Source organism: Flavobacterium lipolyticum, from assembly GCF_020905335.1.
GTDB lineage: Bacteria > Bacteroidota > Bacteroidia > Flavobacteriales > Flavobacteriaceae > Flavobacterium > Flavobacterium lipolyticum.
In genome coordinates, this window is record NZ_JAJJMN010000002.1 from 661,667 (window position 1) to 688,578 (window position 26,912).

Sequence of the window (26,912 nt, forward strand, 5' to 3'; positions counted from 1 at the left end):
TCTATTTTTTTACATTCACTTTTATTGGCGCCTCATTTTTAAGTGACATTACGCCACTGGTAATTAGAGTATCTCCGGCTTTTAGTCCTGACAGAATTAAAATAGAAGAGTCTGTTCTTGTCGTAGCGTCAACCATCACTTCTTTGGCCTTACCCATATTGGCAATGTATACTTTCTTACCGCTTTGTACCGGAATTATAGCTTCTGAAGGCACCACAATGGCATCTTTTACAATGTTTAGAGGCAGTTTTACATCGGCAAAAGTTCCTGGGAAAAGCTTTCCGTCAGCGTTATCAGCAATAGCACGAATTTGCAGTGTACGTGTAGCAACTTCGACTTCCGGCTCGATGGCGTATATTTTTGCTGTATAGACTTTATCGGAACCTGAAACGGAAAAATCGATAGTTGATCCGGATTTTACTTGTGAAGCATATTTTTCAGGTATCGAAAATGTAATTTTTAGTTTACCGGTATTTACCAGTTTGGCAACCAGAACGGTAGGAGTGATGTAGGTGCCCGGAGAAATTGAACGCAAACCAACTTTTCCTGAAAACGGAGCTTTAACGGAAGTTTTGGCAATTTGAGCTCTGATTAACTGACTTTGTGCCTGTGCAGAAGCATGATCGGCTTTCGCAATGTCAAATTCTTCCTGACTGATAGCTTCCTTCTGAAGCAATAATTTTGCTCTTCTCTCATTTTCAGCAGCCAGACCTTCACGGGTTACGGCTTGTCTAAGTTGTGCTTTTAATTCGATGTCATTTACTTTAAAAAGTACCTGTCCTTTGTTTACAAAACTGCCTTCATTGAAGTAAATCCCTTCCACAATTCCGGAAACTTCACTTCGAATTTCAATTTGTTCATTGGCTTCAATAGAACCTGATAGTGACAGGTTGTTGTCGAAGGTTGCAGTTTTAACAACTATTCCGGTTACAGTAGTAGGAGTATCTTTGTCTCCAAACTTTTTCGATTCGTCGTTTTTCTTTTTATTCGACACGACTCTGTAGGCAATAAAACCTCCTAATACGATGATCAGTAGGGCGTAAACTAAGTTTTTTACTTTCATAAACTTGAGGTAAAGGTATTTTTTTGGTGTATGTTTTGAGTAAGCACACAAATTTAACTTTTTGTTGTGAAATCTGGAGAGCTTAGCTTTTATTTAACATTTGTACGTACAAACATTACATAAAACTAAACTTAGACTCTTTTTCTGCACCAAGGTTTAATACAGGAACTAAAAAAAACAAAATAAATAATCAACTCGTTGGTTTTAAATAATATAAAAATTACTTAATACATAGTCCCGATGCATCGGGATATGTCTATATAAAAGTATATAAAAAGAAACCATAGTTGCAGCTGTGTTCAAAATAAGTGAAACGCCTGATTTAAAAATATTAATTCTATGTATGTACCTGTTAAAGAATGATTATATCCAACGGGTTAAATAAGTTAAAGTTTACATCCTTTTAAAACTTCTTTTCTATGGTTTTACCCACAAAAAGGGTAGAATTACGGGTTCTGCAAATCAAAAAAATCCGACAAAGATGATTTTCGAAGCATTTTGTCCGATTTTATTTGCACTTTATCGATTTTATTCGTAACATTGATAGGCTTAAACAAAATGATCTGTTTTTTAAGGACTAATAATGTTTTTGAGAGTTAAGCGTTAAAATGTGTAGGTTTTTTATTTGATTTAAAGTTAAAATAGTTAAATAAATAAACAGTGTAGTTAACAACTGTTTAGACATTTTTTAAGTTTCAACACCAAATTTACTTGTTTATGCTAAAAAAATTACTTGTTGGTTTATGGATGGCATTGTTGGTTGTTGCTATCTCATTTCTCTTCTGGCAGAATGAATTTAAATACAGTTTACCTACGCCGGTTCCTCAAAATTTCAAAGCGATAGCTCTAGGAAGCAAGATTGATTTAAAATGTTGTTTGGCAGATCGAAAACCCATTTTTATCCATTTCTTCAATCCCGACTGTCCTTGTTCTCGGTTTAACATTCCTCATGTTTCGGAACTCATTAAAAAGTATGGTGACCGGATTAATTTTAAAATTGTGGTGCTCAACAAAGAGAGGTCTTTCACTATAGCCGAAATTCAGAAAAAATTTGATGCTGAAATTCCGGTTTATTTCGATCAGGCTATAGCGAAAAGTTGTGGTGTATTCTCAACCCCGCAGGCTGTTCTTCTGGATGCTTCTCAGAATTTGTATTATCGTGGAAACTACAATAAAACCAGGTATTGTACCAATACAGACAGTAATTATGCGCAAATAGCAATTGATTCCTTATTGAAACAGCATCATTCTCCTTCGTTTGATGTTTTAGCGCTAAGAGCTTATGGATGCTCGTTACCAAAATGCAATAAATAAACCAAATTCTTAACCAAAATCATTTTAATTTATGAAAACAAGAGCCAGTTTGAATGAACAAGATTATTTGCACAATTTCATGTCTACGATGACCCAACGATCGGACACCATTGTCAATTATGTTTTAGCGATTTATTTTCTGTTTGGAATTGCTTTAGCTTTTAAATATGATACGTTTGAAATCGGAGTAGGAGTAGGTGTTTTAAATTTGCTGTTGTACTATTCAGCAAAGTTTTTCTTTAAAAAATCTAACTTTTACCAGTATGTGCTGGCTATTGTTTTGGCCATATTTATGGCACAGTACATCTATCAAATGCATGGTTTGTTTGAGATGCATTTTACCGTTTTTATTGCCAGTACAATTTTAATTATCTATCAAAACTGGAAGCTCCAGATTCCTTTGACACTTTTGGTAGTCTTGCATCATGGGGCTTTGGCGTATTTGCAAAATCAGGTTTTCAACGACCCAAAAGGATTACAATTGTATTTTTCACAGGTTAATTTTGATGTGGAAACCTTTGTAATTCACGTCGTCTTGGCGGCAGTGGTATTTTTTATGAATGGGTATTGGGCGTATTATTTTAAAGAACACAGTCAAAACCATATTTCTAAAATTTCAGACGAATACGAATTAGAAAACATGAAGCTGGCTTCTGCAAAGTACAGTTCACTAACCGCTACTAAAGATTATAATGATTTCATTCACAGAACTACACTGGATTTGAAATTACCAGTAAGCTCTGTGCTTAAACTTATTGACGTTTCCAAAGGACACACAGACAATGATAAATTATTGAATTATCTGGAGATGATGCGTGAAAGCGCCAAGAGAATTGACGACCTGGTAAACGATATTCATGTGAAATCTACTGATAGCAGGAATTAAAACAACAACTTGCAGTGTGTTTTAAATCAGTGATTTATACATTTTAAAATACAGGCCTAAGATAAAAAATGGTATTGCTTATTAATTTTAAATACAGGATTTATGGACAACAGAATTACTCGCCCGACTCCATCCGACAGAGAAGTCGACTGGAACAAAACAAAAGTATTATTAAGTAAAACAGATACAAAAGGAACCATTTTATATGCAAATGAGGCATTTATTGATGTTTCGGGATATGATGAGCACGAATTAATCGGTCACGCTCATAATATTGTCCGTCATCCGGATATGCCGAAAGTAATTTTTAAATTTCTATGGGATAGTATTAAATCAAGTCAGAATATCCATGTCATTATCAAAAACATGTCTAAAACGGGACGATTTTATTGGGTGGTAACCGATTTTAAAATCATTGCAGATGGTGATGGTGAAATTGTTGGTTACTTCGGAACAAGAAAAGCTGTGCCGGAAGAAATCATTACCAAGTTTATTGATCCTCTGTATAAAAAACTGCTGCATATTGAGGAGGTAAGCGGAATGGGTGCTGCCGAAGATTATTTGATTGGCTTTTTAGAAGAACGCAAAAAAACGTATATGGAGTACATCGATCATTTGATTGCGACAGGAAAAGACGATAAGAACAAAATAAGCAAAGGACTTTTTAGTGGTCTGTTTGAAAAAAAAGCAGCTCCTAAAAAATAACAACTTCACGAAGTTACATATACTTCATTGTAAAAGATAAGCATTCAACTTAGAAGAATTTGTCCCCCAACGAATTCAAATCACCAAAAAACATCAGTTGTTAAAAGCTTGGCCTTTACCACAATGAAGTATATTTTTTTTTTATAAATTGCCATAAGCCTTCGACTCCGCTCAGGGTGACCAAATTATTGCTGTATATGGTTTAGTTTTCATAAGCCTTCGACTTCGCTCAGGGTGACCAAAGTATAGCTGTATTTAGTTTAGTTTTCAAAAGCCTTCGACTCCGCTCAGGGTGAACAAAGTATAGCGGTATTTGGTTTAGTTTTCATAAGCCTTCGACTCCGCTCAGGGTGAACAGAGTATAGCGGTATTTGGTTTAGTTTTCATAAGCCTACGACTCCGCTCAGGGCGACCGCAATAGCTGTATTTGATTTAGTTTTCATAAGCCTTCGACTCCGCTCAGGGCGACCGTAGTATAGCTGTATTTGGTTTAGTTTTCAAAAGTCTTTGACTCCGCTCAGGTTGACCGTAGTATAGCTGTGTTTATTTTTAGTTCTCAAAAGTCTTCGACTCCGCTCAGGGTGACCGTAGTATAGCTGTATTTGGTTTAGTTTTCAAAAGTCTTTGACTCCGCTCAGGTTGACCGTAGTATAGCTGTGTTTATTTTAGTTCTCAAAAGTCTTCGACTCCGCTCAGGGTGACCAAAGTATAGCTGTATTTCGTTTAGTTTTCATAAGCCTTCGACTCCGCTCAGGGTGACCGTAGTATAGCTGTGTTTATTTTAGTTCTCAAAAGTCTTCGACTTCGCTCAGGATGACCATAGCGTTCTTGTTTAGAATATCCGTAGTAAAACACAATATCAGTATCTTAACATCTCAGCACCTTAGAACCTTAGAACCTTAACTAATATAATTCCAAATGTTTTTCTTCTTGGTCAGTTCGATAAAAACAGCCTTTAATATGGCGTGTTCTGGTTTTTGTAACGGTGCGTCTTCTTTTAGGATTTTCATGGCATAATTACGCGCCATACCTAGAATATCCCTGTCGCGGACAATATCGGCAATTTGAAGATTTAGAACGCCGCTTTGTTGTGTTCCCATCAAATCACCCGGGCCGCGTAGTTTAAGATCTACTTCGGCGATTTCAAAACCATCATTGGTCTGAACCATGGTTTCCATTCGTGTTTTACTGTCGGAACTTAATTTGAAACTCGTCATCAGAATACAATAACTCTGTTCGGCTCCACGTCCTACACGTCCACGCAGCTGATGCAATTGCGACAGACCAAAACGTTCTGCGCTTTCAATGATCATTACACTGGCATTAGGAACGTTAACACCAACCTCAATTACAGTGGTGGCTACCATGATATTGGTTTTACCTTCAGAAAAACGTTTCATCTCAGCATCTTTATCAGCAGGTTTCATTTTGCCATGCAGGATAGAAATAGCGTATTGAGGTAATGGAAAATCACGGGAAATACTCTCGTAACCGTCCATTAGATCTTTAAAATCCATTTTTTCTGATTCCTGAATCAACGGATAAACAATATAAATCTGTCTCCCTAATGCAATTTCATCACGCAGGAATTTCCAGACTTTCAAACGATTACTGTCGTATCGGTGAACCGTTTGAATTGGTTTTCGTCCGGGAGGTAATTCGTCAATTACAGAAATATCTAAGTCCCCATATAAACTCATAGCCAAAGTTCTCGGAATAGGAGTAGCGGTCATAACCAAAACGTGGGGAGGAATTTCGTTTTTCTTCCACAATTTCGAACGCTGTTCTACGCCAAAACGATGCTGTTCGTCAATTACAGCGAGTCCCAGATTCTGAAATTTCACCTTGTCTTCCAGTAGCGCATGTGTACCAATTAAAATTTGCAAACTTCCGTTTTCCAGTTCTTCGTGAATTATTTTTCGGGCCGCAGTTTTACTTGAACCTGTCAGAAGTTTTATGTTGATATTTAGCGTTTTAGCTAATTCAGATAAACCGATAAAATGCTGATTGGCAAGGATTTCTGTAGGAGCCATTAAGCACGCCTGAAAACCATTGTCTATCGCCAAAAGCATACTCATAAAAGCCACAATTGTTTTTCCGGACCCCACATCTCCCTGCAGCAATCGGTTCATCTGGGCATTGCTTCCCATATCAGAACGAATCTCTTTGATTACTCTCTTTTGAGCATTTGTGAGGCTAAAAGGTAAATGATTCTGATAAAATTCATTAAAAAACGTTCCTACCGTAGTAAAAGGATGTCCTTTTATTTTATGCTTTCGAATAAGGTTTTTAGTGATTAATTGAAGTTGTATAAAAAACAATTCCTCGAATTTTAGTCGGTATTGCGCTTTCGCTAAAGCATCAGTGTTTTTCGGAAAATGAATGTTGAATAAAGCGGCTCTTTTAGAAATAAGCCGTAGTTCCTCGATTAGATAAGCTGGAAAAGTTTCGGTAAATAGAGCCTGAGTTTCCAGAAACAGCTGTTCCATTAGTTTGTTAATGGTACGGTTCGAAATCCCTTTATTAGCCAGTGTTTCGGTGGAAGGATATACAGGCTGCATGGCCGAACGAAGACTTCTTTCATGTTCGCTCCACAATTCAATTTCCGGATGTGCCATACTAAATTGACTTCCGTATAGCGAACATTTTCCAAAAATCACACAAACCTCATTCAGTTTCAGACTTTCACGAATCCATTTATGCCCTTGAAACCAATTTAGATCTATTTGCCCCGTGTCATCAACAAAAGTAGCTACAAGTCGTTTTTTATTCTTTGCAAATTCGACGGTTTTAATATTGATTATTTTTCCAATAATCTGCACCTCAGATCCTGTATTCTGAAGTTCATTAATTTTATAATAACGCGTTCGGTCTATATATCTGTTCGGGAAAAAATTAACCAAATCTCCGTATTTATGAATCCCAAGTTCCTTTCGAAGCAGCTGACCGCGACTGGGACCAACGCCTTTTAGGTATTCAATGGGGGTTTCAAGGAGATTGTTGGACATTTCGGTAATTGTAGATTTTAGATTTTTAGAGTATAGAGCAAAGAATAAAGAGTACAGAACAAAGAGACAAGATTTTAGAGCAAAATCTATAATCTCGCCTCTTTGCTCTATTTTCTATTTTCGAATCGCTTTCATAACTGCGAAGATAAATTTTAATTGGGAAATTTGAAAGTCTGAAATAATTCATTGGCTATTTTAATAAATAAAGATATTGAGTAGATTTGTTCAGATGTTTTTAGACCAAAACCCTTTATAATGACTAACGAAGAAAAAGTTCCTTTTGAAACCATGAATTTTGCTGGTGTGACTTTCAAGGTGATTAACCGACCTGAAGCACATACTATTATTGGCGATCTTACTGATTTTAACAATCAAAAAATATACAATGTTTTTGAAGATACCTGGCGCTTTCCGGATTACGAAGACAATCCTATATTTCTCTTAGCGGAAGATGATGTGGAAATGGATACGTTTGAAATGGATTACAGTACAGATGAAAATCAGGATGTTTTTATACTCGGATTTATTTTCAAAGGCAATCTAACGGTTAAAAAACTTATTAGTTCTTTTGACACAGATAATTCACCTGCTCTGATCGTTTTAGGAGAAACAATTACTGCAAACATTACCTTGTTTGGAAGTGTACATTATTTAGGTGGCGGCTTAAAATGCGATTCACTTTTAGGAGAATACAATCATGGAGAACTTTTTGTAAAGGGTGATGTTACCGCCTGGTTGATCTACAGTGATGATATGTGGATGCATTTTGAACGTTTTACCAATGTTCAGGCAATTGTTAATGTGGGCAGACCTGATGTTTTGATTTGCAGTAATCTGACGGATACAGACGGATCAATCGTAATCATTGAAAATTACCTTCCTTCGACACACCGATTGAGTGATATCGTAAATGATTCTTTTATTGAATATTCCGATGATGGTACGGAGATCCTGGGTAATAATTACTATGATGATTGCTTTAAAAAAGGACTTTCAATTGTTGATCAGAGCAAATCAGATCAATATTTGTATACTGATTTTCGCGCTCAGTTTAGAGAAGCCGTAGAAACGGTAGTTGAGATGGAAAAATTCAAAACTGAGGAAAGGCTTTACAGCAATATTGGAAATACCACACATTTGTTTGTTTCTTTTGATTATGAAGAAAAGAAATACAGTCAGCTTTCAGAAGAAATTGGAAACGGATTTAATATTAGGATGCGTGGTTTATGGTGTCATGATACGGAAGAAATTACACTCATTCTCGAATATCTGGATGAAGAGGGGAATCCGAAATACCAATGGATGAATGATGAAACGACAAACGGAATAGAGTTTTATTGCATAAAACGTGCTGTAATAGAAGCTTTTTATTCTCTGACTTCAGAGACTGAAGAGGAAGAGGAAAGTGAAGAAATGGAGGAAGATGAAGAATACGACAACAGCTTTTCACTGGAAGAATTTGCTGTGCAGTTTGGCAAGTATGCTTTACCGGCAGATTTAGTAAAGTTGTACGAGTTTGAGCAGGAATATGGCCCAGAAACTTATTCGGAATGTTTTGGTTTGACTATTACAGAAGACAAGACCGGTATAAAAACATGGTCGGAAAAAGAAGCCTTTTACAATAGTTTTATCGAGTTTGCAGGAGCCAACGGTTCCGGAAGTTCGTATGCTTACTGGCTGATAAATGAGGATTTAAACGATTGCCCGATAGTCGTGTTTGGCGATGAAGGAGGTATTCATATAGTAGCCGAAAACACCAGTAAATTAATTCATCTTCTGACTTTAGATACCGAAATTTCAGTTGATTTCGATTCGGCTTATTTTTACAAAGACGAAGAGTATTATGAAGAGAACGAATATAAGGAAGAGTTTCAGCAATGGGTTAAAAGTGAGTTCAGTCTTGATGCGTTAGAAACCAATGAAGAAACAGAAGAAATTGTAAGCGAGGCTCAAAAGAAATACAAAAAACGACTGAATGATTTCTTAATCAGTTTTGATATTGAAATAGGCGAAAACGACGAGTAATTCTCAGAGAGTTCAAGAGCTCTACAAAATCGAAATTTCTATCTTTGAATAAAATTTATAAAAATGACTACACATTTAGCACTTTTACGCGGAATCAACGTTTCCGGTCACAACATGATAAAAATGGAAGCTTTGAAGACAATGTTAGAAAACATGGGCTTTCAAAACGTACGCACTTACTTGCAGTCCGGAAATGTATTTGTGGATACAGAAGAAGAAAGTGCTTCAAAAGTAGGTTTTATGATCAAACAGGAGATTTTTAAAGTTTTTGGACATGAAGTTCCTGTGATTGTAATTGCTAAAGAAGACCTGGAATTGTGCTTTTCTAACAATCCATTTTTAAAAGAAAAAGATATTGACATCAAGAAACTCTACATTGTTTTTGTTTCGATTGCTTTGAAAAAAGAAAGCATACACGATTTAAAAATCAGTCAGTTTAAGCCCGATGAAGCCAGTATTGATGAAAACAGAATCTATATTAAGTATGATATAGGTGCCGGAAAGACAAGATTAGAACTTAAATACATTGAGAAAAAACTAAATGTAATAGGAACAATGCGTAACCTGAATACCGTTACCAATTTGCTGGAGATGTATGTTTAGGTTTTTAGATCTTTAGATTATTAGATTGTTGGATCTTTAGATTGTTGGATCTTGATTGAAGAAACGCGAAAGACAGAGTCCCGGAACTAGTTTTTAGAAATTAATTCGTCGTAAGATCTAAGTAGTCTAAGCTAGTCTAACAATCTAAAGATCTAATAATCTATCTACTCTCTCATCCATTTTAACATCGTCGGAAAAGCCGGTTTTCCCTCCTTAGCAGCATTATCAACTCCTAAAGCGAGACCGATCCACTCAAGAAAAGGCAGACCAATAAAATTTCCTAAAGTAAAATTAGAGATCAGCCATTCAGAATCATTTTTATAACCATTAGGATGAAAAACCAGCTCGATTGGTAATTCTAAATGAGAACATGCGGCAAATGACCATAAAATAGCGGCCATTTCTTCGGCTTCAGTGGGCCAGTTAGAGGCTATTTTTTCGGTTCCAACGAGTTTTCTGTCGGAAGAACTGGTAACGGCAAGATGCCCCGCTTCGTGCAAAATATCACCCGGATATAATAATTTATCATAATCAATAATAACACAATTCGGACCTAAATCTAAACCCGGCAGAAAAGTGTCATTCAATTCCTTTTCAATTACATCTATTCCAATTTCAGTAAGAAAAGATATAATTTTCTTTATTTCTGAATTTTCTTTCGTGAACATATTCTCGTTTTAAATCAAATCGCAATACCAAAATCCATAATCAAAAGCATCACTGGAATTGGTGTCACAAGCAGTGTTTGAGGTTTCCTGAGTTTTAGGCTTTTCATACTTGCGGAAAACAATTTCTCCAATTTCAAAAGGAACAGGTTCGGAGAAAATTGGCCCATCAAAAGTAAAAGTATGAAATTCACCATTTTCACCGCAAACATCTACGTTTTCAGGTAAGTCGTTAATGAAATCCTGATCGATAATTCTTCCCACAAAACTTTTTTCTAAAAACCGCTCGTTTACACATACCACAATCGTTTTAAATCCAAGTGAAATGAATTCTTGTATCAAATCCTGAGTCGGAATTTTCCAAAGAGGGAATACACCTTCAAAATCTATTTTAGCCAATTGAGTCTCGCGATACTTGCGCAAATCTTCCAGAAAAATATCGCCAAAAATGGAATGTGTGATTCCAAGACTTTTTAATTCAGCTAAGGTTTCATTCATAACACCTTCATAGGTCTCCATCGTAGGCATCTCCGGGATTTGCATGATTTTCAAAGGTAAACCGAGACTTTTTGCTTGCGCTTCCAACAGTTCTACACGAACACCATGCATAGAAATTCGCTGGTATTGCTGATTAACACTTGTCAGTAAACATTCAATTTTGAAATCAGGATTTTGCAAAATTTTATAGAGGGCAAGAGCAGAATCTTTTCCGCTGCTCCAGTTAAATAAAGCTTTTTTAGGTATTGGCATGCTGTTGTAATTTTGTCTGGTAAACTTACAACTTTCATTCGATTTGTTTGTCAAACCTTTGTAACTTTGGAATTTCGCCCACAAATTTGGTTCAATGAAATATACGCTATTATTTTTTACCGCTTTTACTTTTGCGCAGCAAACACAATTTGTTGATTTTAAAACCGTTTCCGGACAATTGACTGTAAATGCTGTCGAAAAAACAATTTCAGGCACAGTCGATTATCAATTTGAGATTCTGAAACCGATTGATACGATCAGGATTGATGCAAAAAATATGGCATTTTCTAATGTTCAGATAGATAACAGAGAAGCTGTTTTTATAAGTACAGATAAAGAATTGAAGATTGTCGGTAATTTCCAAAAGGGAGAAAATCATCTTACTTTTCAATACAGCGCCAAACCAAAACAAGCCCTGTATTTTGTGAATATGGACAACTCGGAAGTACAAATATGGACACAAGGACAGGGAAGGTATACCAGCAATTGGTTTCCAAGTTTTGATGATGTAAACGAAAAGGTAGTATTTCGTTTAGGAGTAACATACGATAGTGCTTATCAGGTAATTTCGAATGGTATTTTAGAGAATAAAAAAATAAACGCCAATCAAACACAGTGGCAGTATAAAATGGAGAAACCAATGAGTTCTTATCTTCTGATGCTTGCCATAGGAAAGTATGATAAAAAAGAGCTAAAGGCAAAATCCAGAATCCCGTTAGAGTATTATCTGGAAAACAAAGATGCAGATCGTTTTGAACCAACTTACCGTTACTCTAAACGTATTTTTGATTTTTTAGAGAAAGAAATAGGAGTTAAATATCCATGGGAAATCTATCGCGAAATTCCGGTTCGTGATTTTTTATATGCCGGTATGGAAAACACCACTTCAACACTTTTCGCTACCCGTTATGTAGTGGATTCCATCGGTTTTGAAGATCGAAACTATACCAATGTAGATGCACATGAATTAGCACATCATTGGTTTGGTGACCTTATTACAGCCGAAAGCAGTACGCATCACTGGCTCCAGGAAGGTTTTGCAACCTATTTTGCAGCTTTGGCCGAAAGAGAAATTTACGGTGATGATTTTTTCTACTCCAAATTGTACGACACCGCACAACAGATAAAATTTGCCTCCAGGACCGATTCTATTCCGGTTTTAAATGCAAAAGCAAGCTCTTTGACTTTTTATGAAAAAGGAGCCTGGGCATTATTTGCATTACATGAATCTATTGGCGATAAAGCATTCAAAAAAGCAATAAAGAGTTATCTTAAAAAGTATGCTTATCAAACGGTAAATACACAAAACTTCTTCGATGAAATAAAAAAAGTCTCTGACTTTGATTTGGATAAATTTCAGAAAACCTGGTTGGAATCAATCGTTTTTGATACAGCAACAGCCAATACTTTATTGAGTAAAAACAAATCGATTCAGGTTCGATTAGAAGTTGATAAATTAAAAAAGACAGCTTTAGCAGAGAAAGAAGTATTTCTAAGTAAAACTTTAGATTCAGATATTTATTATTCTGTAAAAGAAGCTATTGTTAATCAATTAGAAAATGAAAAATACGAATCAAAGAGAGCATTATTATTGCAAGCTCTGAAAACTAATGAACTTCAGGTTCGGCAGGCAGTTGCGGCTTCTTTGACTAAAATTCCAGAAGACTTCAGGGTGGAATATGAAAGCTTACTTGACGATAAATCATATCAAACACAGGAAGTTGCTTTGTATTGGCTATGGAGAAACTTTCCCGAGCACCGTACCCGATATTTGGACAAATCAAAAAATTGGATTGGTTTCAACGACTACAATTTAAGAACACTATGGCTTTCATTAGCACTTTCAACACCTAATTATACAAATGATTCAGAAGTCTTAATCTCAGAGTTAATTGCTTTCTCTTCTGCAAAGTATGAAGCTACAACCAGACAAAATGCTTTAGAAAAACTGATTGCTTTTAAGATTATCAATGATGCTGTTTTAACGAACTTAGTTTCCGCGACAACTCATCACATGTGGCAATTTTCAAAGTTTGGAAGAGATACAATTCGACTTTTGCTAAAAAATACAGATTTGCGTGCTTCGTTTGAAAGAATTTTGACTAATTTAAACCCCGATGAACAATTTCAACTAAAACGTTTATTGGCAGAGGAGGTGAAGAAATAGCAATTTTTAGTAGTAATAAAAACAGATTGGAGTAATTTTTAAAAAAATACCATTGAATACTTTTAACTCCTAACTCAAAACCCACAACTTAAAAAAATATGAGAGCATTGGTTATTTCTGGTGGAGGAAGTAAAGGGGCATTTGCCGGCGGTGTCGCACAATATCTGATCGAAGAGAAGAATCACGAGTATGATTTGTTTATAGGTACTTCGACCGGTAGTTTACTTATACCTCATTTAGCCCTGGGACACATTAAGAAAATTCACTCTGTTTATACCAATGTTACCATGGCCAGTATTTTTAATATTTGCCCATTTGTTGTGAAAAATAAGGACGGAGTAGACATTGTAACCATAAATCATTTTAACGTATTACGACAGTTTTTCAAGGGAAAACGTACTTTCGGTGAAAGTAAAGGTTTAAAGAGGTATATAAAGAACAATTTTTCTATATCAGATTTCAATAAACTAAAAAAGCTTGACAGTGACATTGTTATAACGGTAACTAATTTTACCAAGAATGAAGCAGAATACAAATCGGTGAAAGATTGCACGTATGAAGAATTCTGTGAATGGTCCTGGATCTCCAGTAATTATGTTCCTTTTATGAGCCTTGTTGAGAAAAACAATTACGAATACGGGGATGGAGGCTTTGCGAGTTTAGTTCCAATCCGCGAAGCCATTAATCGCGGGGCAACAGAAATTGACGTTATCATTCTCGAAACCGAGGTAAATATGGACAAAACAGTTATCGGTAAGAATCCGTTTTCTTTAATGATCGATTTGTTTCGAATTGCTTTAGACCAGGTCGAAAAACATGATATTACCATTGGGAAGCTTCTCGCAAACAATAAAAATGTAAAACTTAATCTGTACTACACCCCAACAAAACTAACCGATAATGCCCTTATTTTCAATCAGGAAGTCATGAAAGAGTGGTGGGAACAAGGCTATGAATATGCCCAGAATAAATCTGAAGTCATGAGTGATAACAGATAGACTTTCTTAGACTTTCTTAGATTGTTAGATTTTTGGATCTTTAGATTATTGGATTGTTGGATCAATCGAAAAACACTCCTTATAAGATTTAGTTTCAAAATAGAACTAGTCCAAGCCAGTCTAATAATCTAAAGATCCAACGATCCAAAAATCCAGACTAGAAAAGCTCCGTTACTTTGATCTTTAGATTATTGGATCAATCGAAAAACACTCCTAATAAGGTTTACTTTCAAAATAGAAGTAGTCCAAGCCAGTCTAATAATCTAAAGATCCAACAATCCAAAAATCCAGACTAGAAAAGCTCCGTTACTTAGATCTTTAGATTATTGGATCAATTGAAAAACACTCCTTATAAGGTTTAGTTTCAAAATAGAAGTAGTCCAAGCCAGTCTAATAATCTAAAGATCCAACAATCCAAAAATCCAGACTAGAAAAGCTCCGCTACTTAGATCTTTAGATTGTTGGATCAATCGAAAAACACTCCTAATAAGGTTTAATTTCAAAATAGAAGTAGTCCAAGCCAGTCTAATAATCTAAAGATCCAACGATCCAAAAATCCAGACTAGAAAAGCTCCGCTACTTCATTCTTGATATACGCCAAAGCGGCATTGCTTGGAGATTGCTTCTCCAATAAATCATTTAAAATTACTTCACGCAATTTATCAGCACTGTCTACACGATCGCTCATGGCAGTTTTGCGGATGATTTGTATGGTCGAATTTTTTGCTGTGGTAATAATCGTCCAGCATTCATCCGACATATAAATTTGTTGGGTTAAATTGTGCTCAAACTCTTGTTCGATCTGATCAATCACGAAATTCTCGTAATCGTGTTTTTCATTTGAGATTGGAGCGATACGGATCAATAATTTGGTCAGATTGATACGCTCTAAGTATAAAGTCATACGCTCGTAAGCTTGTAAGCGTATCGGTAAAGATTCTTTATGTGCTTCTTTGTTTAATAAAAAATTACGCTTTTTATCGAAATTCTTAATGTGCAGTTCAAAAAAACTGTAAGCAACAAATCCGGTAACGACAGCAGGTAAAGTGTAACTGGCTAATTCTATAATTCTTGTAAAATCCATTGGGTTTAAATTTTTAGCAAAAATATACTTTTCGGGGAGAAATCCACTTTAAAATTATTGTAATAACAAACTGGAAGTATACTTTTGTGATGAGATTTTAAAACTACTTCAAATACAGCCTGAATGGACACCTACATTATAATTTTACTTTGTTTAGCTGCTTTTGCGGCAGGATTTATTGATGCTATAGTAGGCGGCGGCGGATTAATTCAAACACCAATGGGTTTGATTCTATTGCCAAATTTACCGGTTTCTACCGTTATAGGTACTCTGAAGTTACCCGCTTTTACCGGAACTTCTTTCGCAGCCTTTCAATACCTCAAAAAAGTTGTAATTCAATGGAAACTTTTAATCATCATGATGTGTTTAGCTGTTCCCTCTGCATTTCTGGGGTCCACGCTGCTAACCTACGTTAGCAACGATTTTATGAAACCTCTTTTATTGGTAGTATTATCACTTTTGCTGATTTATACGTATGCCAAGAAGAATTTCGGACAACATGAAGCCAAAGATCATTCGGCCGGAATACAAATACTGTATGCCGTTGTTATCAGTGTAATTGTTGGTTTTTATGATGGTTTTATCGGTCCCGGAACCGGCAGTTTTTTCGTGGTCGCTTTCATAGCTCTTTTAGGATTTGATTTTCTTCACGCGTCCGCAAATGCCAAAATGGTAAATCTCGCTACCAACTTCGGCTCGATTTGTTTGTTTATGATAAAAGGGAAAATAATCTGGACAATCGCAATTCCAATGGCGATAAGCAACGGACTTGGTGGCTGGCTTGGCGCAAAACTCGCCATTAATAAAGGAAACGGTTTTATTCGTGTTTTCTTTTTAGTGGTCGTAATTGGTACGTTAATCCGATTTTCTTACGATGTGTTTTATAAATAGGTGCTGAGTTGCTAAGATTCTAAGGGTCTAAGTTTTCAATTGGTTTTCGTTTCTAATAAATAACTATTAATAAATTTCATACATTGTAATAAATAATTCTCTTGAAAGTTTAGATAAACATGCCCACTAAATAGGTTAGTGCCTGATAATCTATATTATTAGAAAAACAAAAAACTTAGTACCTCAGAACCTTAGATTCTTAGTAGCTTATTAAAGCTATAATTCTTAATTTTGCATCACTATGGAGAAAAATTTCATGCAAAAGTACATTGACCAGCTCAATGAAGCGCAACGACAACCTGTTTTGAAAAAAGACGGGCCAATGATTATTATTGCTGGAGCAGGTTCGGGAAAAACCCGTGTTTTAACAATTAGAATCGCCTATTTAATGGCTCAGGGTATTGATGCTTTCAATATCTTGTCGCTTACTTTTACGAATAAAGCTGCCCGCGAAATGAAGCACAGGATCTCAGATATTGTGGGAGCTTCTGAAGCAAAAAACCTTTGGATGGGAACTTTTCACTCGATTTTCGCGCGTATTCTTCGTGCAGAATCAGACCATTTGGGTTACCCTTCTAATTTTACGATTTATGACTCTCAGGATTCTGCCAGACTGATTTCTTCTATCATAAAAGAAATGCAGCTGGATAGAGACATTTATAAACCAAAACAGATTTTAGGTCGTATATCAAATTACAAAAACAGTTTGATTACAGTTAAAGCCTATTTCAATAATCCTGAATTGGTTGAAGCTGATGCCATGGCAAAAAGACCTCGTTTAGGAGAGATTTATCAGCAATACGTTGAGCGCTGTTTTAAGGCCGGCGCTATGGATTTTGATGATTTGTTATTGAAAACAAATGAGTTATTGACCAGATTTCCAGAAGTTTTAGCAAAATATCAAAACCGTTTTCGTTATATTTTGGTGGATGAGTACCAGGATACGAACCACTCTCAATACCTGATCGTAAGAGCGTTATCTGATAAATTTCAGAATATTTGTGTGGTTGGAGACGACGCTCAGAGTATTTATGCTTTCCGTGGAGCGAATATCAACAATATTCTGAACTTCCAGAAAGATTACGAAGGCGTAATCATGTTTCGTTTAGAGCAAAATTACCGTTCCACCCGTAATATCGTGGAAGCAGCAAATACGGTGATGGAACATAATAAAACCAAACTTGATAAAGTTGTTTGGACGGCAAATGATTTTGGCGCAAAAATTAAAGTCCACCGAAGTTTAACAGATGCTGAAGAGGGACGCTTTGTAGCCAGTACGATTTTTGAACAAAAGATGCAAAACCAACTGCATAATGGTTCGTTTGCCATCTTGTACCGTACCAATGCACAGTCACGTGCGATGGAGGATGCACTTCGTAAACGAGATATTCCCTATCGAATTTACGGTGGTTTATCCTTTTATCAGCGCAAAGAAATTAAAGATGTTTTGTGCTACCTTCGTTTGGTAATCAATCCGAAAGACGAAGAAGCCTTGATTCGTGTAATCAATTATCCGGCACGTGGAATTGGAGATACAACCGTCGAAAAACTTACGATTGCGGCAAATCATTACAAACGTTCGATTTGGGAAGTAATGGTTAATATTGACAAAATCGATTTAAAATTAAATGCCGGAACAAAGAATAAAATCAGAGATTTTGTTACAATGATCCAGAGTTTTCAGGTCATCGATCAGAATCAGGATGCTTTTTATGTTACAGATCATGTCGCTAAGAAAACAGGACTTGTTCAGGAATTAAAAAAAGATGCCACGCCGGAAGGAATGGCTAAAATTCAAAATATTGAAGAGCTCTTAAACGGTTTAAAAGATTTTACTGAAGGACAAAAAGAGATTGATGGTGCAAGAGGAGCTTTGTCTGAGTTTATGGAAGATGTGGCATTGGCTACAGATTTAGATAAAGATACTTCTGATGAAGATCGTGTGGCATTAATGACGATTCACCTTGCTAAAGGGCTAGAATTCCCTCACGTTTTTGTAGTAGGAATGGAGGAAGATTTGTTCCCAAGTGCGATGAGTATGAGTACACGCAGTGAATTGGAAGAAGAACGTCGTTTATTTTACGTAGCGCTTACCCGTGCCGAACATCAGGCTTATTTGACCTATGCACAATCACGTTACCGTTGGGGAAAACTGACCGACAGCGAACCATCTCGTTTTATTGAAGAAATTGACGGGCAGTACCTGGAATATTTAACACCGGCCGAAACCAATTATCGCTATAAATCTCCAATCGACGGAGATATTTTTGGAGATATTGATAAGTCAAAACTACGATTGATAAAACCTGTAGGAAGTACACCGCCTAAACATGTTACAACCAATGAGCCAAAATCGGATTTGAATATTAGAAAATTAAAACCCGTTACTGGAACCAGTCCAAACAATGGAGCCGCCAATTTGTTTGATAATAAGCTCACCATTGGAAACATAGTGATGCACGAACGTTTTGGGAAAGGTGAAATCGTCAACATGGAAGGTGTTGGTGCTGATAAAAAAGCTGAAATAAAATTTGAAGTGGGCGGAATCAAGAAATTGTTGTTAAGATTTGCTAAATTAGATGTTGTAGGGTAATGAATGTTCCAGGTTTTAAGTTTCAAGTTGCTGTTCGGTAACCTGAAACCTGAAACTAATTAACTTTTAACAAAAAAATAAAATGGCTGAGTTCATAAAAATATATTCGGACAAACCCAGTGAAGCTGCAATAGCCAAAGTGGTAAAAGTACTTCAGAGCGGTGGTTTGGTGATTTATCCAACTGACACGGTTTATGGTTTAGGTTGTGATATTACCAATTCGCGTGCTTTAGAGAAAATTGCAAAAATAAAAGGCGTCAAATTAGAGAAAGCAAATTTCTCGTTCATTTGTCACGATTTAAGTAATTTATCGGACTATGTACGCCAAATTGATACATCAACGTTTAAAATTCTTAAAAGAGCATTACCAGGACCTTATACTTTTATTCTGCCTGGAAACAATAATCTTCCTAAAGAGTTTAAAAAGAAAACAACGGTAGGAATTCGTGTACCGGACAATAATATTATTCTTGAAATTGTTCGTCAGCTTGGAAATCCGGTGGTCTCAACTTCTATTCGTGATGAAGATGATGTAATTGAGTATACCACAGATCCTGAACTGATCTTTGAAAAATGGCAAAATCTGGTTGATTTGGTTATTGATGGCGGATATGGCGATAATGTAGGGTCTACAATTATTGATTTATCAGAACACGAGCCGGTAATCGTTAGAGAAGGAAAAGGGGATGTTGGTATTTTGTAAATTAAAACTTAAATTATTCTTCAAAAATTAAGATTGTAAATTAAAAATTTTGTTAGTTAGTAATATAATTCTATTACAAATTCTATGAAAAACATAATTTGCATTTCTTTTTTAATTATTTCTATAAATACTTTTGCCCAGAATATTAATGGGAAAGTTTTTAATAAAAATAAGGCACCATTAGCAGGAGCTAGTATTTATCTTGACGGAACTACAATTGGCACTGTTGCTGATGAAAATGGAAATTTCACTTTAAATTACGACCCGAAAGCAAATAATATTCTAGTTATAAGCTTTATGGGGTACGAGAATGAGTATCTTGCAACTTTCGATTTAAAAAAGGAACTCAATATATATCTGACTGAAGCAAAAAACAAACTAAATGAGGTAGTAGTAAGCAGAAAAGATTTGTTTAAAAGAGTGGATAAACTTAAGCTTTTCAGAACCCTTTTTATAGGAAAGAGACATAATGTTGTTATTCAGAATGAAGATGATATTTACTTTAAATATGATAAAGAAAAGTTTATTCTAAGAGCTTTCTCAGACCGACCATTGATAATAGTCAATCCTGAATTAGGGTATAAAGTTGATTATCAGTTACAAAATTTTGAAGTGAAATTTATAAAACTAAGTGTGTCTCTAAAAGATGCAATACAAAATTACTATGCTGGTTTAAGTCATTTTGTAGAAATAGACAGTTCTGTTGAAACATTAAAACGAAGAGAAGAAGCGTTTCAGGGATCGCAAATTCAGTTTTTTAGAAATCTAGCAAATAATACCTTAGAAGAATATAATTTCGTTCTATCTAAGAGTAATAAAAAAGTTATAGCAAATAATTGTTTCAAGTTGACAAAAGATGAGTTCTCTACAAAAGTGGAAGTAATTAGCCAGCCAAGAGGATTGGAAAACGATAAATTTATTGCTTCGTATGATCTTACATTCAATAATAAAGAAAAGTCAAATATTACTTTTGAGACAAAAACGTTCTATATTTATAAGTACGGAAATAACTCCAATATTGAGAATATTATTTTTCTGGGGAAATTTGCAGAAGTAGGAGTAGGAGATATGTTACCGTTGAACTATGGAATAAAAGATGACTTGCAAGAAGTTTTAAATTAACAACTTAAGATAGGATATTAGAAGTGATATTGATTCAAGAACCTTAGGTTTGTGATAATATCAATAAGTAGTTTTTTTGAAGATAGTATTAACAAACAAGGCCATTTGTAAAAAAAAACTTAAATGATATAATAATCTAAAATAATTAACTAACTTTAGGTTTGTTAAAATTTAGTTAGTTAATTTAAAGATAATGCTATTCTTGATTTATATTTAATTGGTTATTAAAAAATTAAGGATACATAAAAGCAGGTCAATTGACCTGCTTTTTCTGTTTTAATAAAGTATGTAAAACGAGATTCTTATTTCGCTTGTTTCTTCATTTCTTTTTCAATCATATCATAGAATTGATCGATTTTTGGCATAACCACAATACGAGTTCTTCTATTACGGGCTTTGTTCTCAGCACTATCATTAGCTACTAATGGTACATAAGAACTTCTACCGGCAGCGATTAATTTAGCAGGGTTTACACCAAGTTCATTGCTTAATACACGAACGATTGAAGTAGAACGTTTAACACTTAAATCCCAGTTGTCTAAGATAATTCCATTACTTTTGTAAGGAACGTCATCTGTGTGACCTTCAACCATACATTCAAAATCAGGTTTGTCGTTCACTACTTTAGCAACTTTAGCCAAAACAGATTTTGCTTTGTCGCTCACGTCATAACTTCCACTTTTGAATAATAATTTATCAGCGATAGAAATAAATACAACTCCTTTTTCTACGTTGATTTCGATATCCGGATCATTGATTCCAACAGCTCCTTTTAAGCTTGTAACTAAAGCTAAAGTCACACTGTCTTTCTTAGTTAATGCATCCTGAAGTCTAGATATTTTTAAATCTTTTTCTTTTAAACTTTCTAAAGATTTCTCAAGATTTTCAGCTCCTTTAGTAGTTAAAACAGTTAAGTCTTTAGAAGTACTGATTAAATCCTGATTGTGTTGTTTATAGCTTTCAGCAGTTGCTGCTAATCCTGCTTTTTCTTCCAAACAAGTATTTAATTTAACTGTGCAAGAGTTTAATAAATCTTGTATCTCTTTGTTCTTAGCTTCTAAAGCAGCATATTGCTTCTTCGATACACACGAAGTTAAGGCCATTAGTACTGATAGTGCGATAACTATTTTTCTCATAGGTATTATATTTAATTAAACGTTGATTACAAATTTAGTTCTTAATATTTTGATTAATGTTAAAGATTTCTTTAAATACCTGTAATTTCTTTAGGTAATACAAGTAAACGATACTTTTAACCATATAGTATTCTTGTATCTGGAAATCTTTACGCTTTTTAAGGTATTTTAAAGATATGCTATAAAAAGAGAAATGAGCTTTCAGGATAGCATAAGTATGGCTAACCTTTCCCTGAGTGAGGAAACGGATACCCGCTATTCCGTCTAAAACCATTCGGAAGAAAATCACAAAGAACAGTCTCTTTTTAGGTAAATTCTTAACGAGCATCAATAATGAATTTCTAAAATTTAAGAAAGTCTTTCTTGGATTTCCTTGTTGCAAAGTCGCACCTCCAACATGATAAACAGTGGAACCGGATACGTACTTAATCACGTGTCCTTCATTTGCAGCACGCCAGCACAAATCGATTTCTTCCTGATGAGCAAAAAAGGTCTCATCAAAACCACCTAATTCATGGTATACTTCACTTCTGATAAAAAAACAAGCCCCCGAAGCCCAAAACAATTCACAATTATCATCATACTGCCCATTATCTTTCTCTATCGTATCAAAAATACGGCCACGACAAAAAGGGAATCCATATTTATCAATGAAACCACCGGCCGCACCTGCATACTCAAAGTATTCCTTATTTTTATAATCGAGAATTTTTGGCTGAATGATTGCGGTTAGTTTTTCATTCTCAAAAGTTTCAAGGATAGGAGTGAGCCAGTTCTCAGTAACTTCAATATCTGAATTTACCAAAGCATAAAATTCAGCATCAATATTTTGCAAAGCATCATTGTAACCTTTAGCAAAGCCATGATTGCCTGTGTTTTGAACTATTTTTATGGAAGGAAAATTATTCTTAACAAAGTCTATAGAATCATCCGTTGAAGCATTGTCAGCAACATAAATTTGAGCACCCTCAGAAAATCGGATAACAGAAGGTAAAAATTGTTCTAACAATTTTACGCCATTCCAGTTTAAAATTACAACAGCTATTTTATCCAAAAGTAATTCTTATTTATTTTAATATTATTCTATTCTTTATAATCGGGCAAGCTTCTTAAAAACTGATATTTTTCATTCTCAAAATCCATCTGACAGTAAAAATGATTCAGTCCGTTTGTAACATTCAAAAACCGTGCCTGCATTGTCATGTTATAACGGGCAATCTGATCAAAAGTTGCCTGAGAGATTTTAACTTCGGGGGCTTTGCATTCTACCAATATATGTATAGAGCCATCAGAATTGAAGACCACTACATCATACCTCTTCCTTAAACCATTGACAGTAAGAACTTTTTCAACGTTTATAAGTGATTTAGGGTACTTTTTCTCAATCATTAAAAACTGAACGACATGTTGACGAACCCATTCTTCTGGAGTAAGAATGATAAATTTTTTCCTGATTTCATCAAAAATAGACACTTTATTTTCGCTATTTTTGAATCGGAAAGTATAGGTTGGGAAATTAAGTTTAAGCATAAAGCAAATATAATTTGAAAATTAGTCAATTTGAAAATTAACCAATTATTTATTTTGAATTAAACTGAAGACTGATACCGCATACTGAAAACTTAATTTAATGGACGAAGTTGTAAAAATTGTTAATGACATAAAAGCCGGAAATATAAAACCGATCTATTTTTTAATGGGCGAAGAGCCTTATTATATTGATAAATTATCGGAGTATATTGAACAGAATGTGCTTGCTGAGGAAGAAAAAGGATTCAATCAGACTGTTTTATACGGGAGAGATGTATCGGTTGAAGATATTGTAGCAACGGCCAAGCGCTATCCTATGATGGCTGATCGTCAGGTTGTTATTGTAAAAGAAGCACAGGATTTATCGCGAACAATTGATAAAATAGAGTCTTATGTAGGCAATCCGATGGAGACAACGGTCTTGGTTTTTTGTTATAAATACAAAACGCTGGACAAACGTAAAAAAGTAACCAAATTACTGGCTCAGAAAGGAATTGTTTATGAAAGCAAAAAATTATACGAAAATCAGGTTGGTGACTGGATAAAACGTGTACTTGCCGGAAAGAAATATACAATTGACCCAAAAGCCAATGCAATGCTGGTTGAATTTTTAGGTACCGATTTGAGTAAAATTAATAATGAATTAGAAAAATTGCAAATTATTCTACCACAGGGAACCGTTATTACGCCACAACATATCGAGGAAAACATTGGTTTCAGCAAAGACTATAATGTTTTTGAATTGCGAAAAGCGATAGGCGAACGAAATCAGTTAAAGGCCTATAAGATTGCGGAGAATTTTGCCCATAATCCTAAAGAATATCCATTAGTAATGACGACAGGATTAGTATTCGGTTTCTTTGTTCAACTTTTAAAGTACCATGGACTTAAAGATAAAAATCCTAAAAATGTCGCAGCAGCCATTGGGGTCAATCCTTATTTTTTAAAGGAATACGATTTAGCAATAAAAAACTATCCGATGCGTAAAGTGAGCCAAATTGTAGGTGCACTGCGTGATGTTGACGTTAAAAGTAAAGGAGTAGGAGCCAATGCATTACCACAATCCGATTTATTAAAAGAAATGCTATATAAAATATTCAATTAAACAATTCAAAATTAGTTCATTAATAGTGTTTTTATGTGTAATGAACGTATCAATCTATCCTGATTTATTCGCTTGGAATTTTGTTTTTAAAATCGCAACTGACAGGGACGATTTTATTTTTTCTTTTACTACATACATAAAATGAGTACAGTTACAGGAACTATTTGTCATAATAGTAGTATATAATTTATTAAAATTTTGGTAAAAACAATCTAAATTTACTATATTACCTCAATATAATTTATATAAAAAAATTCGGTGGCCCCATCTACTTTAAACTTACGCATTTCAAGAATAAGGATTATTCTTGCACTATTGGTTTGTCTTTTAACTGGTTTTAAGAGTCATTCTCAGTCTCAAATTCTCTCGAAAAAAAAATCAGACATTATTCTGTCAAAGATTGATAGTATAAAAAAGTTAATCCAAACAGAGAATGTCGAAAATCACCTTTTAGGACTTAAAATCTTAAATAAAACAAAAGCATATCTAGAAAGAACAAAAGACACGGCAAGTCTTTTATTCTTTCACAGAGAGAGTATCAAACTAATTTCCTATTTACGAAGTTTTGGAACTCCAAATGCTTATCTTTTTGAAAATTTCCAAATCTTAAAAAAATACAATGATAAGCGGGAGTTAGCCTTATTACACGAAGCTCTTGGTGATTTGAGATATTATGAAGGCAGTAAGTTATTGTCGCATGAATATGATTTGAAAGCGCAAAGCTTAATAAAAAAATATGGCAACTATGAGGACAATATAAACATAAACTACAATCTCTCCGTTTATTATAAAAACTCTAAAGACTACAAGAAATCTATTGATTTTGCGATGACCTCGCTTGAAAACATTAAGAAAAGCAACACATTCGAGAAGAACAATTTCAAGATACCAAATTTATACCTCTTCATTTCTGAAGATTATTACCATTTAAAAGAAAATGACAGCGTATATAAATACCTGATACTTGCAGAAGAAACAAAAACGAATACCACAGACGGAAGGTTTCCTTATGGAGCTAAGCTGAATGAATTAAAAGCAATGTATTATTACAATATAGGAGATCTGGAAACTGCGGCAAAGCTGTACCAAACTTCAGTATCTGAATATGTTAAACTCAATCAGTTTAAAATGAGACTGGTTCAAAAATCAAACAAGCTAAACAGTACTTTAAAAATAAAAAGTATTGAGAATAAAGGAAAAATTAATGAAGCGAGACTTGAAAGCGTAAGTGAATCTTATAAAAATTATTTGTTGATTTTTGCCTTATTGATTGTTCTGATATTGACAGTACTATTTATAATTCAATTTAGAGCCTATAAATATAAAATGAAGGTCAATTTAATCCTTCAGAAGAAAAACTTAGAGTTAAAAAAAATAAATAGAGAGTTAAATGAGGCATCAAAAATAAAAGATACTTTTCTTGATGTGGTAACGCATGAATTGAAAACTCCTTTAAATACAATTAAAGGAACAGCATATTTACTTAAAAATGAAAAATCGGAACTTCTAAAGGAAGATTATATTAAAAATTTAAATTTTTCCTCAGATTACCTGCTAGGTTTTATCAATAATATGGTAGATTTTAAAAATCTAAAACGTCACGATACTGTTAACTTAGACTACAAAGACATTAACCTGGAAATAATACTAAACTCCATCATTGAAATGTTTAGAATCAATAATCTGAACCAGAACAGGATCTTAATTGATTTTGATGATAAAATTTCACCTACTTTAAAATGTGATGAAATAAGATTTACTCAGGTAATTATGGAGTTGATGACGAATGCCGCAAAATTTACTAAATATGGCGAAATAACTTTAAAAGCAGAATTAATTCATTCTGTTAACGGTGAGGAAAGTATTAAATTTGAAGTTTCTGACACGGGAATTGGAATTTCAGAAGAGGTTCAATATAAAATATTTGAACCATTCATACAGGAATCGGCCGAGATTAATAGTAATTACGGCGGAAGCGGTCTGGGGTTGTCAATTATAAAAAGGACGTTAGAACTTTTTGGAAGTCAGATCAAAGTTAGATCTAAAAAAGATGAAGGAACTACTTTTTCGTTCGTAATCGATTTTGAAATTTCTAAAGAAACCAATGACGAAACTATTTTCAGTGATGCTGAAAGACAAAAAGAGCAACTTTCAAATATCGAGATTTTATTGGTTGAGGATAATAAAATGAATCAGCTGATCGCTAAGAAAATTTTAGTCAATAAAGGTTTTAAATGTGAAGTAGCTAATAATGGACTTGAAGCAGTTGAGAAAGTAAAAGCTAAAAATTATGCCATAATATTGATGGATATAATGATGCCTGTTATGGATGGTTTTGAAGCATCGGCAATTATTAGTAATTTAAAACCTGAAATACCAATCGTAGCTTTAACGGCCATTTGCGAAAATATCGGCAACGATGATTTTCAAAGGGCTAAAATTTTAGAAAAACTTGATAAGCCGGTAGATCCAGATATTTTGTACAAAACAATTTTAAAATATGTTGTACAAAAAACGCTTTAAGATCTATGGAAATTCACGATATTTGCATCTCTAAAAAATTA

The 26,912-nt window shown here is 34.5% G+C and carries 21 protein-coding genes; 13 read left to right on the top strand and 8 right to left on the bottom strand.

Going from position 1 to position 26,912, the window contains the following annotated elements; translation table 11 throughout:
- Position 1: 1 nt before the first annotated feature.
- Positions 2-1,063, bottom strand: a complete 1,062-nt coding sequence (locus tag LNQ34_RS19385; RefSeq protein WP_230000930.1) for an efflux RND transporter periplasmic adaptor subunit — start codon at positions 1,061-1,063, stop codon at positions 2-4.
- A 717-nt stretch (positions 1,064-1,780) separates the two neighbouring features.
- Between LNQ34_RS19385 and LNQ34_RS19390 the strand changes: the two genes are divergently transcribed.
- The 3 genes from LNQ34_RS19390 to LNQ34_RS19400 all read left to right on the top strand — a co-directional run bounded on the left by LNQ34_RS19390 (position 1,781) and on the right by LNQ34_RS19400 (position 3,968).
- Positions 1,781-2,377 carry a TlpA family protein disulfide reductase gene (locus LNQ34_RS19390; protein ID WP_230000931.1) on the top strand — a complete coding sequence of 199 codons (597 nt, stop codon included), beginning with the start codon at positions 1,781-1,783 and terminating at the stop codon, positions 2,375-2,377.
- A 31-nt stretch (positions 2,378-2,408) separates the two neighbouring features.
- Positions 2,409-3,263 (top strand): histidine kinase, encoded by an 855-nt coding sequence (locus LNQ34_RS19395; RefSeq protein WP_202703376.1) that lies wholly within the window; start codon positions 2,409-2,411, stop codon positions 3,261-3,263.
- A 102-nt stretch (positions 3,264-3,365) separates the two neighbouring features.
- A complete protein-coding gene (locus LNQ34_RS19400; RefSeq protein WP_230000932.1) occupies positions 3,366-3,968 on the top strand; it encodes a PAS domain-containing protein in 603 nt (200 codons plus the stop codon).
- A gap of 899 nt (positions 3,969-4,867) precedes the next feature.
- Here LNQ34_RS19400 and recG read toward each other — a convergent pair.
- Positions 4,868-6,976 carry an ATP-dependent DNA helicase RecG gene (gene recG / locus LNQ34_RS19405; protein WP_230000933.1) on the bottom strand — a complete coding sequence of 703 codons (2,109 nt, stop codon included), beginning with the start codon at positions 6,974-6,976 and terminating at the stop codon, positions 4,868-4,870.
- 255 nt (positions 6,977-7,231) lie between these two features.
- Here recG and LNQ34_RS19410 point away from each other — a divergent pair, with 255 nt between their 5' ends.
- Both LNQ34_RS19410 and LNQ34_RS19415 read left to right on the top strand, forming a co-directional pair.
- Positions 7,232-9,001: a hypothetical protein gene (locus LNQ34_RS19410; RefSeq protein ID WP_230000934.1), complete on the top strand. Its 1,770-nt coding sequence runs from the start codon at positions 7,232-7,234 to the stop codon at positions 8,999-9,001.
- Between the two features lie 63 nt (positions 9,002-9,064).
- Positions 9,065-9,604, top strand: coding sequence for a DUF1697 domain-containing protein (locus LNQ34_RS19415; protein WP_202703380.1), 540 nt, complete (start codon positions 9,065-9,067; stop codon positions 9,602-9,604).
- Between the two features lie 164 nt (positions 9,605-9,768).
- Here LNQ34_RS19415 and LNQ34_RS19420 read toward each other — a convergent pair whose 3' ends face one another.
- Complete coding sequence (locus LNQ34_RS19420; protein ID WP_230000935.1) at positions 9,769-10,272, bottom strand: hypothetical protein; 504 nt, start codon at positions 10,270-10,272, stop codon at positions 9,769-9,771.
- A 9-nt stretch (positions 10,273-10,281) separates the two neighbouring features.
- Positions 10,282-11,019 (bottom strand): Dph6-related ATP pyrophosphatase, encoded by a 738-nt coding sequence (locus tag LNQ34_RS19425; protein ID WP_230000936.1) that lies wholly within the window; start codon positions 11,017-11,019, stop codon positions 10,282-10,284.
- A 94-nt stretch (positions 11,020-11,113) separates the two neighbouring features.
- On the opposite strand from LNQ34_RS19425, the gene LNQ34_RS19430 reads away from it, so the two are divergent.
- Entirely contained in the window at positions 11,114-13,186 is a 2,073-nt protein-coding gene (locus LNQ34_RS19430) for a M1 family metallopeptidase (RefSeq protein WP_230000937.1), read from the top strand.
- A gap of 98 nt (positions 13,187-13,284) precedes the next feature.
- Complete coding sequence (locus LNQ34_RS19435) at positions 13,285-14,184, top strand: patatin-like phospholipase family protein (protein WP_017497538.1); 900 nt, start codon at positions 13,285-13,287, stop codon at positions 14,182-14,184.
- A gap of 562 nt (positions 14,185-14,746) precedes the next feature.
- Here LNQ34_RS19435 and LNQ34_RS19440 read toward each other — a convergent pair.
- Positions 14,747-15,268 (bottom strand): DUF7935 family protein, encoded by a 522-nt coding sequence (locus LNQ34_RS19440; RefSeq protein WP_070908108.1) that lies wholly within the window; start codon positions 15,266-15,268, stop codon positions 14,747-14,749.
- A 123-nt stretch (positions 15,269-15,391) separates the two neighbouring features.
- Between LNQ34_RS19440 and LNQ34_RS19445 the strand changes: the two genes are divergently transcribed.
- From LNQ34_RS19445 to LNQ34_RS19460, 4 genes are all read left to right on the top strand, one after another.
- Positions 15,392-16,159, top strand: a complete 768-nt coding sequence (locus LNQ34_RS19445; RefSeq protein WP_230000938.1) for a sulfite exporter TauE/SafE family protein — start codon at positions 15,392-15,394, stop codon at positions 16,157-16,159.
- A 256-nt stretch (positions 16,160-16,415) separates the two neighbouring features.
- Entirely contained in the window at positions 16,416-18,752 is a 2,337-nt protein-coding gene (locus LNQ34_RS19450) for an ATP-dependent helicase (protein ID WP_230001329.1), read from the top strand.
- 82 nt (positions 18,753-18,834) lie between these two features.
- On the top strand, positions 18,835-19,455 hold the full coding sequence (locus LNQ34_RS19455) for an L-threonylcarbamoyladenylate synthase (protein WP_202703386.1): 621 nt from the start codon (positions 18,835-18,837) through the stop codon (positions 19,453-19,455).
- A gap of 84 nt (positions 19,456-19,539) precedes the next feature.
- Positions 19,540-20,577 (top strand): carboxypeptidase-like regulatory domain-containing protein, encoded by a 1,038-nt coding sequence (locus LNQ34_RS19460; protein WP_230000939.1) that lies wholly within the window; start codon positions 19,540-19,542, stop codon positions 20,575-20,577.
- Between the two features lie 302 nt (positions 20,578-20,879).
- Here LNQ34_RS19460 and LNQ34_RS19465 read toward each other — a convergent pair whose 3' ends face one another.
- From LNQ34_RS19465 to LNQ34_RS19475, 3 genes are read right to left on the bottom strand one after another with little or no spacing between them, the layout of a single operon-like run.
- A complete protein-coding gene (locus LNQ34_RS19465; RefSeq protein ID WP_017497531.1) occupies positions 20,880-21,713 on the bottom strand; it encodes an OmpA/MotB family protein in 834 nt (277 codons plus the stop codon).
- A gap of 34 nt (positions 21,714-21,747) precedes the next feature.
- Complete coding sequence (locus LNQ34_RS19470) at positions 21,748-22,767, bottom strand: glycosyltransferase family 2 protein (protein WP_230000940.1); 1,020 nt, start codon at positions 22,765-22,767, stop codon at positions 21,748-21,750.
- A 29-nt stretch (positions 22,768-22,796) separates the two neighbouring features.
- Positions 22,797-23,243: a type I restriction enzyme HsdR N-terminal domain-containing protein gene (locus LNQ34_RS19475; RefSeq protein ID WP_070908104.1), complete on the bottom strand. Its 447-nt coding sequence runs from the start codon at positions 23,241-23,243 to the stop codon at positions 22,797-22,799.
- Between the two features lie 100 nt (positions 23,244-23,343).
- Here LNQ34_RS19475 and holA point away from each other — a divergent pair, with 100 nt between their 5' ends.
- Together holA and LNQ34_RS23580 are read left to right on the top strand one after the other, a co-directional pair.
- Positions 23,344-24,348, top strand: coding sequence for a DNA polymerase III subunit delta (gene holA / locus LNQ34_RS19480; RefSeq protein WP_017497528.1), 1,005 nt, complete (start codon positions 23,344-23,346; stop codon positions 24,346-24,348).
- Positions 24,349-24,606: 258 nt separating this feature from the next.
- A complete protein-coding gene (locus LNQ34_RS23580) occupies positions 24,607-26,871 on the top strand; it encodes a hybrid sensor histidine kinase/response regulator (RefSeq protein ID WP_230000941.1) in 2,265 nt (754 codons plus the stop codon).
- Positions 26,872-26,912: the final 41 nt, after the last annotated feature.

Excerpts from the sequence above, each read along its gene's own strand:
- LNQ34_RS19385 (WP_230000930.1), bottom strand. The coding sequence starts at position 1,063 with ATGAAAGTAAAAAACTTAGTTTACGCCCTACTGATCATCGTATTAGGA.
- LNQ34_RS19390 (WP_230000931.1), top strand. The coding sequence starts at position 1,781 with ATGCTAAAAAAATTACTTGTTGGTTTATGGATGGCATTGTTGGTTGTT.
- LNQ34_RS19395 (WP_202703376.1), top strand. The coding sequence starts at position 2,409 with ATGAAAACAAGAGCCAGTTTGAATGAACAAGATTATTTGCACAATTTC.
- LNQ34_RS19400 (WP_230000932.1), top strand. The coding sequence starts at position 3,366 with ATGGACAACAGAATTACTCGCCCGACTCCATCCGACAGAGAAGTCGAC.
- recG (WP_230000933.1), bottom strand. The coding sequence starts at position 6,976 with ATGTCCAACAATCTCCTTGAAACCCCCATTGAATACCTAAAAGGCGTT.
- LNQ34_RS19410 (WP_230000934.1), top strand. The coding sequence starts at position 7,232 with ATGACTAACGAAGAAAAAGTTCCTTTTGAAACCATGAATTTTGCTGGT.
- LNQ34_RS19415 (WP_202703380.1), top strand. The coding sequence starts at position 9,065 with ATGACTACACATTTAGCACTTTTACGCGGAATCAACGTTTCCGGTCAC.
- LNQ34_RS19420 (WP_230000935.1), bottom strand. The coding sequence starts at position 10,272 with ATGTTCACGAAAGAAAATTCAGAAATAAAGAAAATTATATCTTTTCTT.
- LNQ34_RS19425 (WP_230000936.1), bottom strand. The coding sequence starts at position 11,019 with ATGCCAATACCTAAAAAAGCTTTATTTAACTGGAGCAGCGGAAAAGAT.
- LNQ34_RS19430 (WP_230000937.1), top strand. The coding sequence starts at position 11,114 with ATGAAATATACGCTATTATTTTTTACCGCTTTTACTTTTGCGCAGCAA.
- LNQ34_RS19435 (WP_017497538.1), top strand. The coding sequence starts at position 13,285 with ATGAGAGCATTGGTTATTTCTGGTGGAGGAAGTAAAGGGGCATTTGCC.
- LNQ34_RS19440 (WP_070908108.1), bottom strand. The coding sequence starts at position 15,268 with ATGGATTTTACAAGAATTATAGAATTAGCCAGTTACACTTTACCTGCT.
- LNQ34_RS19445 (WP_230000938.1), top strand. The coding sequence starts at position 15,392 with ATGGACACCTACATTATAATTTTACTTTGTTTAGCTGCTTTTGCGGCA.
- LNQ34_RS19450 (WP_230001329.1), top strand. The coding sequence starts at position 16,416 with ATGCAAAAGTACATTGACCAGCTCAATGAAGCGCAACGACAACCTGTT.
- LNQ34_RS19455 (WP_202703386.1), top strand. The coding sequence starts at position 18,835 with ATGGCTGAGTTCATAAAAATATATTCGGACAAACCCAGTGAAGCTGCA.
- LNQ34_RS19460 (WP_230000939.1), top strand. The coding sequence starts at position 19,540 with ATGAAAAACATAATTTGCATTTCTTTTTTAATTATTTCTATAAATACT.
- LNQ34_RS19465 (WP_017497531.1), bottom strand. The coding sequence starts at position 21,713 with ATGAGAAAAATAGTTATCGCACTATCAGTACTAATGGCCTTAACTTCG.
- LNQ34_RS19475 (WP_070908104.1), bottom strand. The coding sequence starts at position 23,243 with ATGCTTAAACTTAATTTCCCAACCTATACTTTCCGATTCAAAAATAGC.
- holA (WP_017497528.1), top strand. The coding sequence starts at position 23,344 with ATGGACGAAGTTGTAAAAATTGTTAATGACATAAAAGCCGGAAATATA.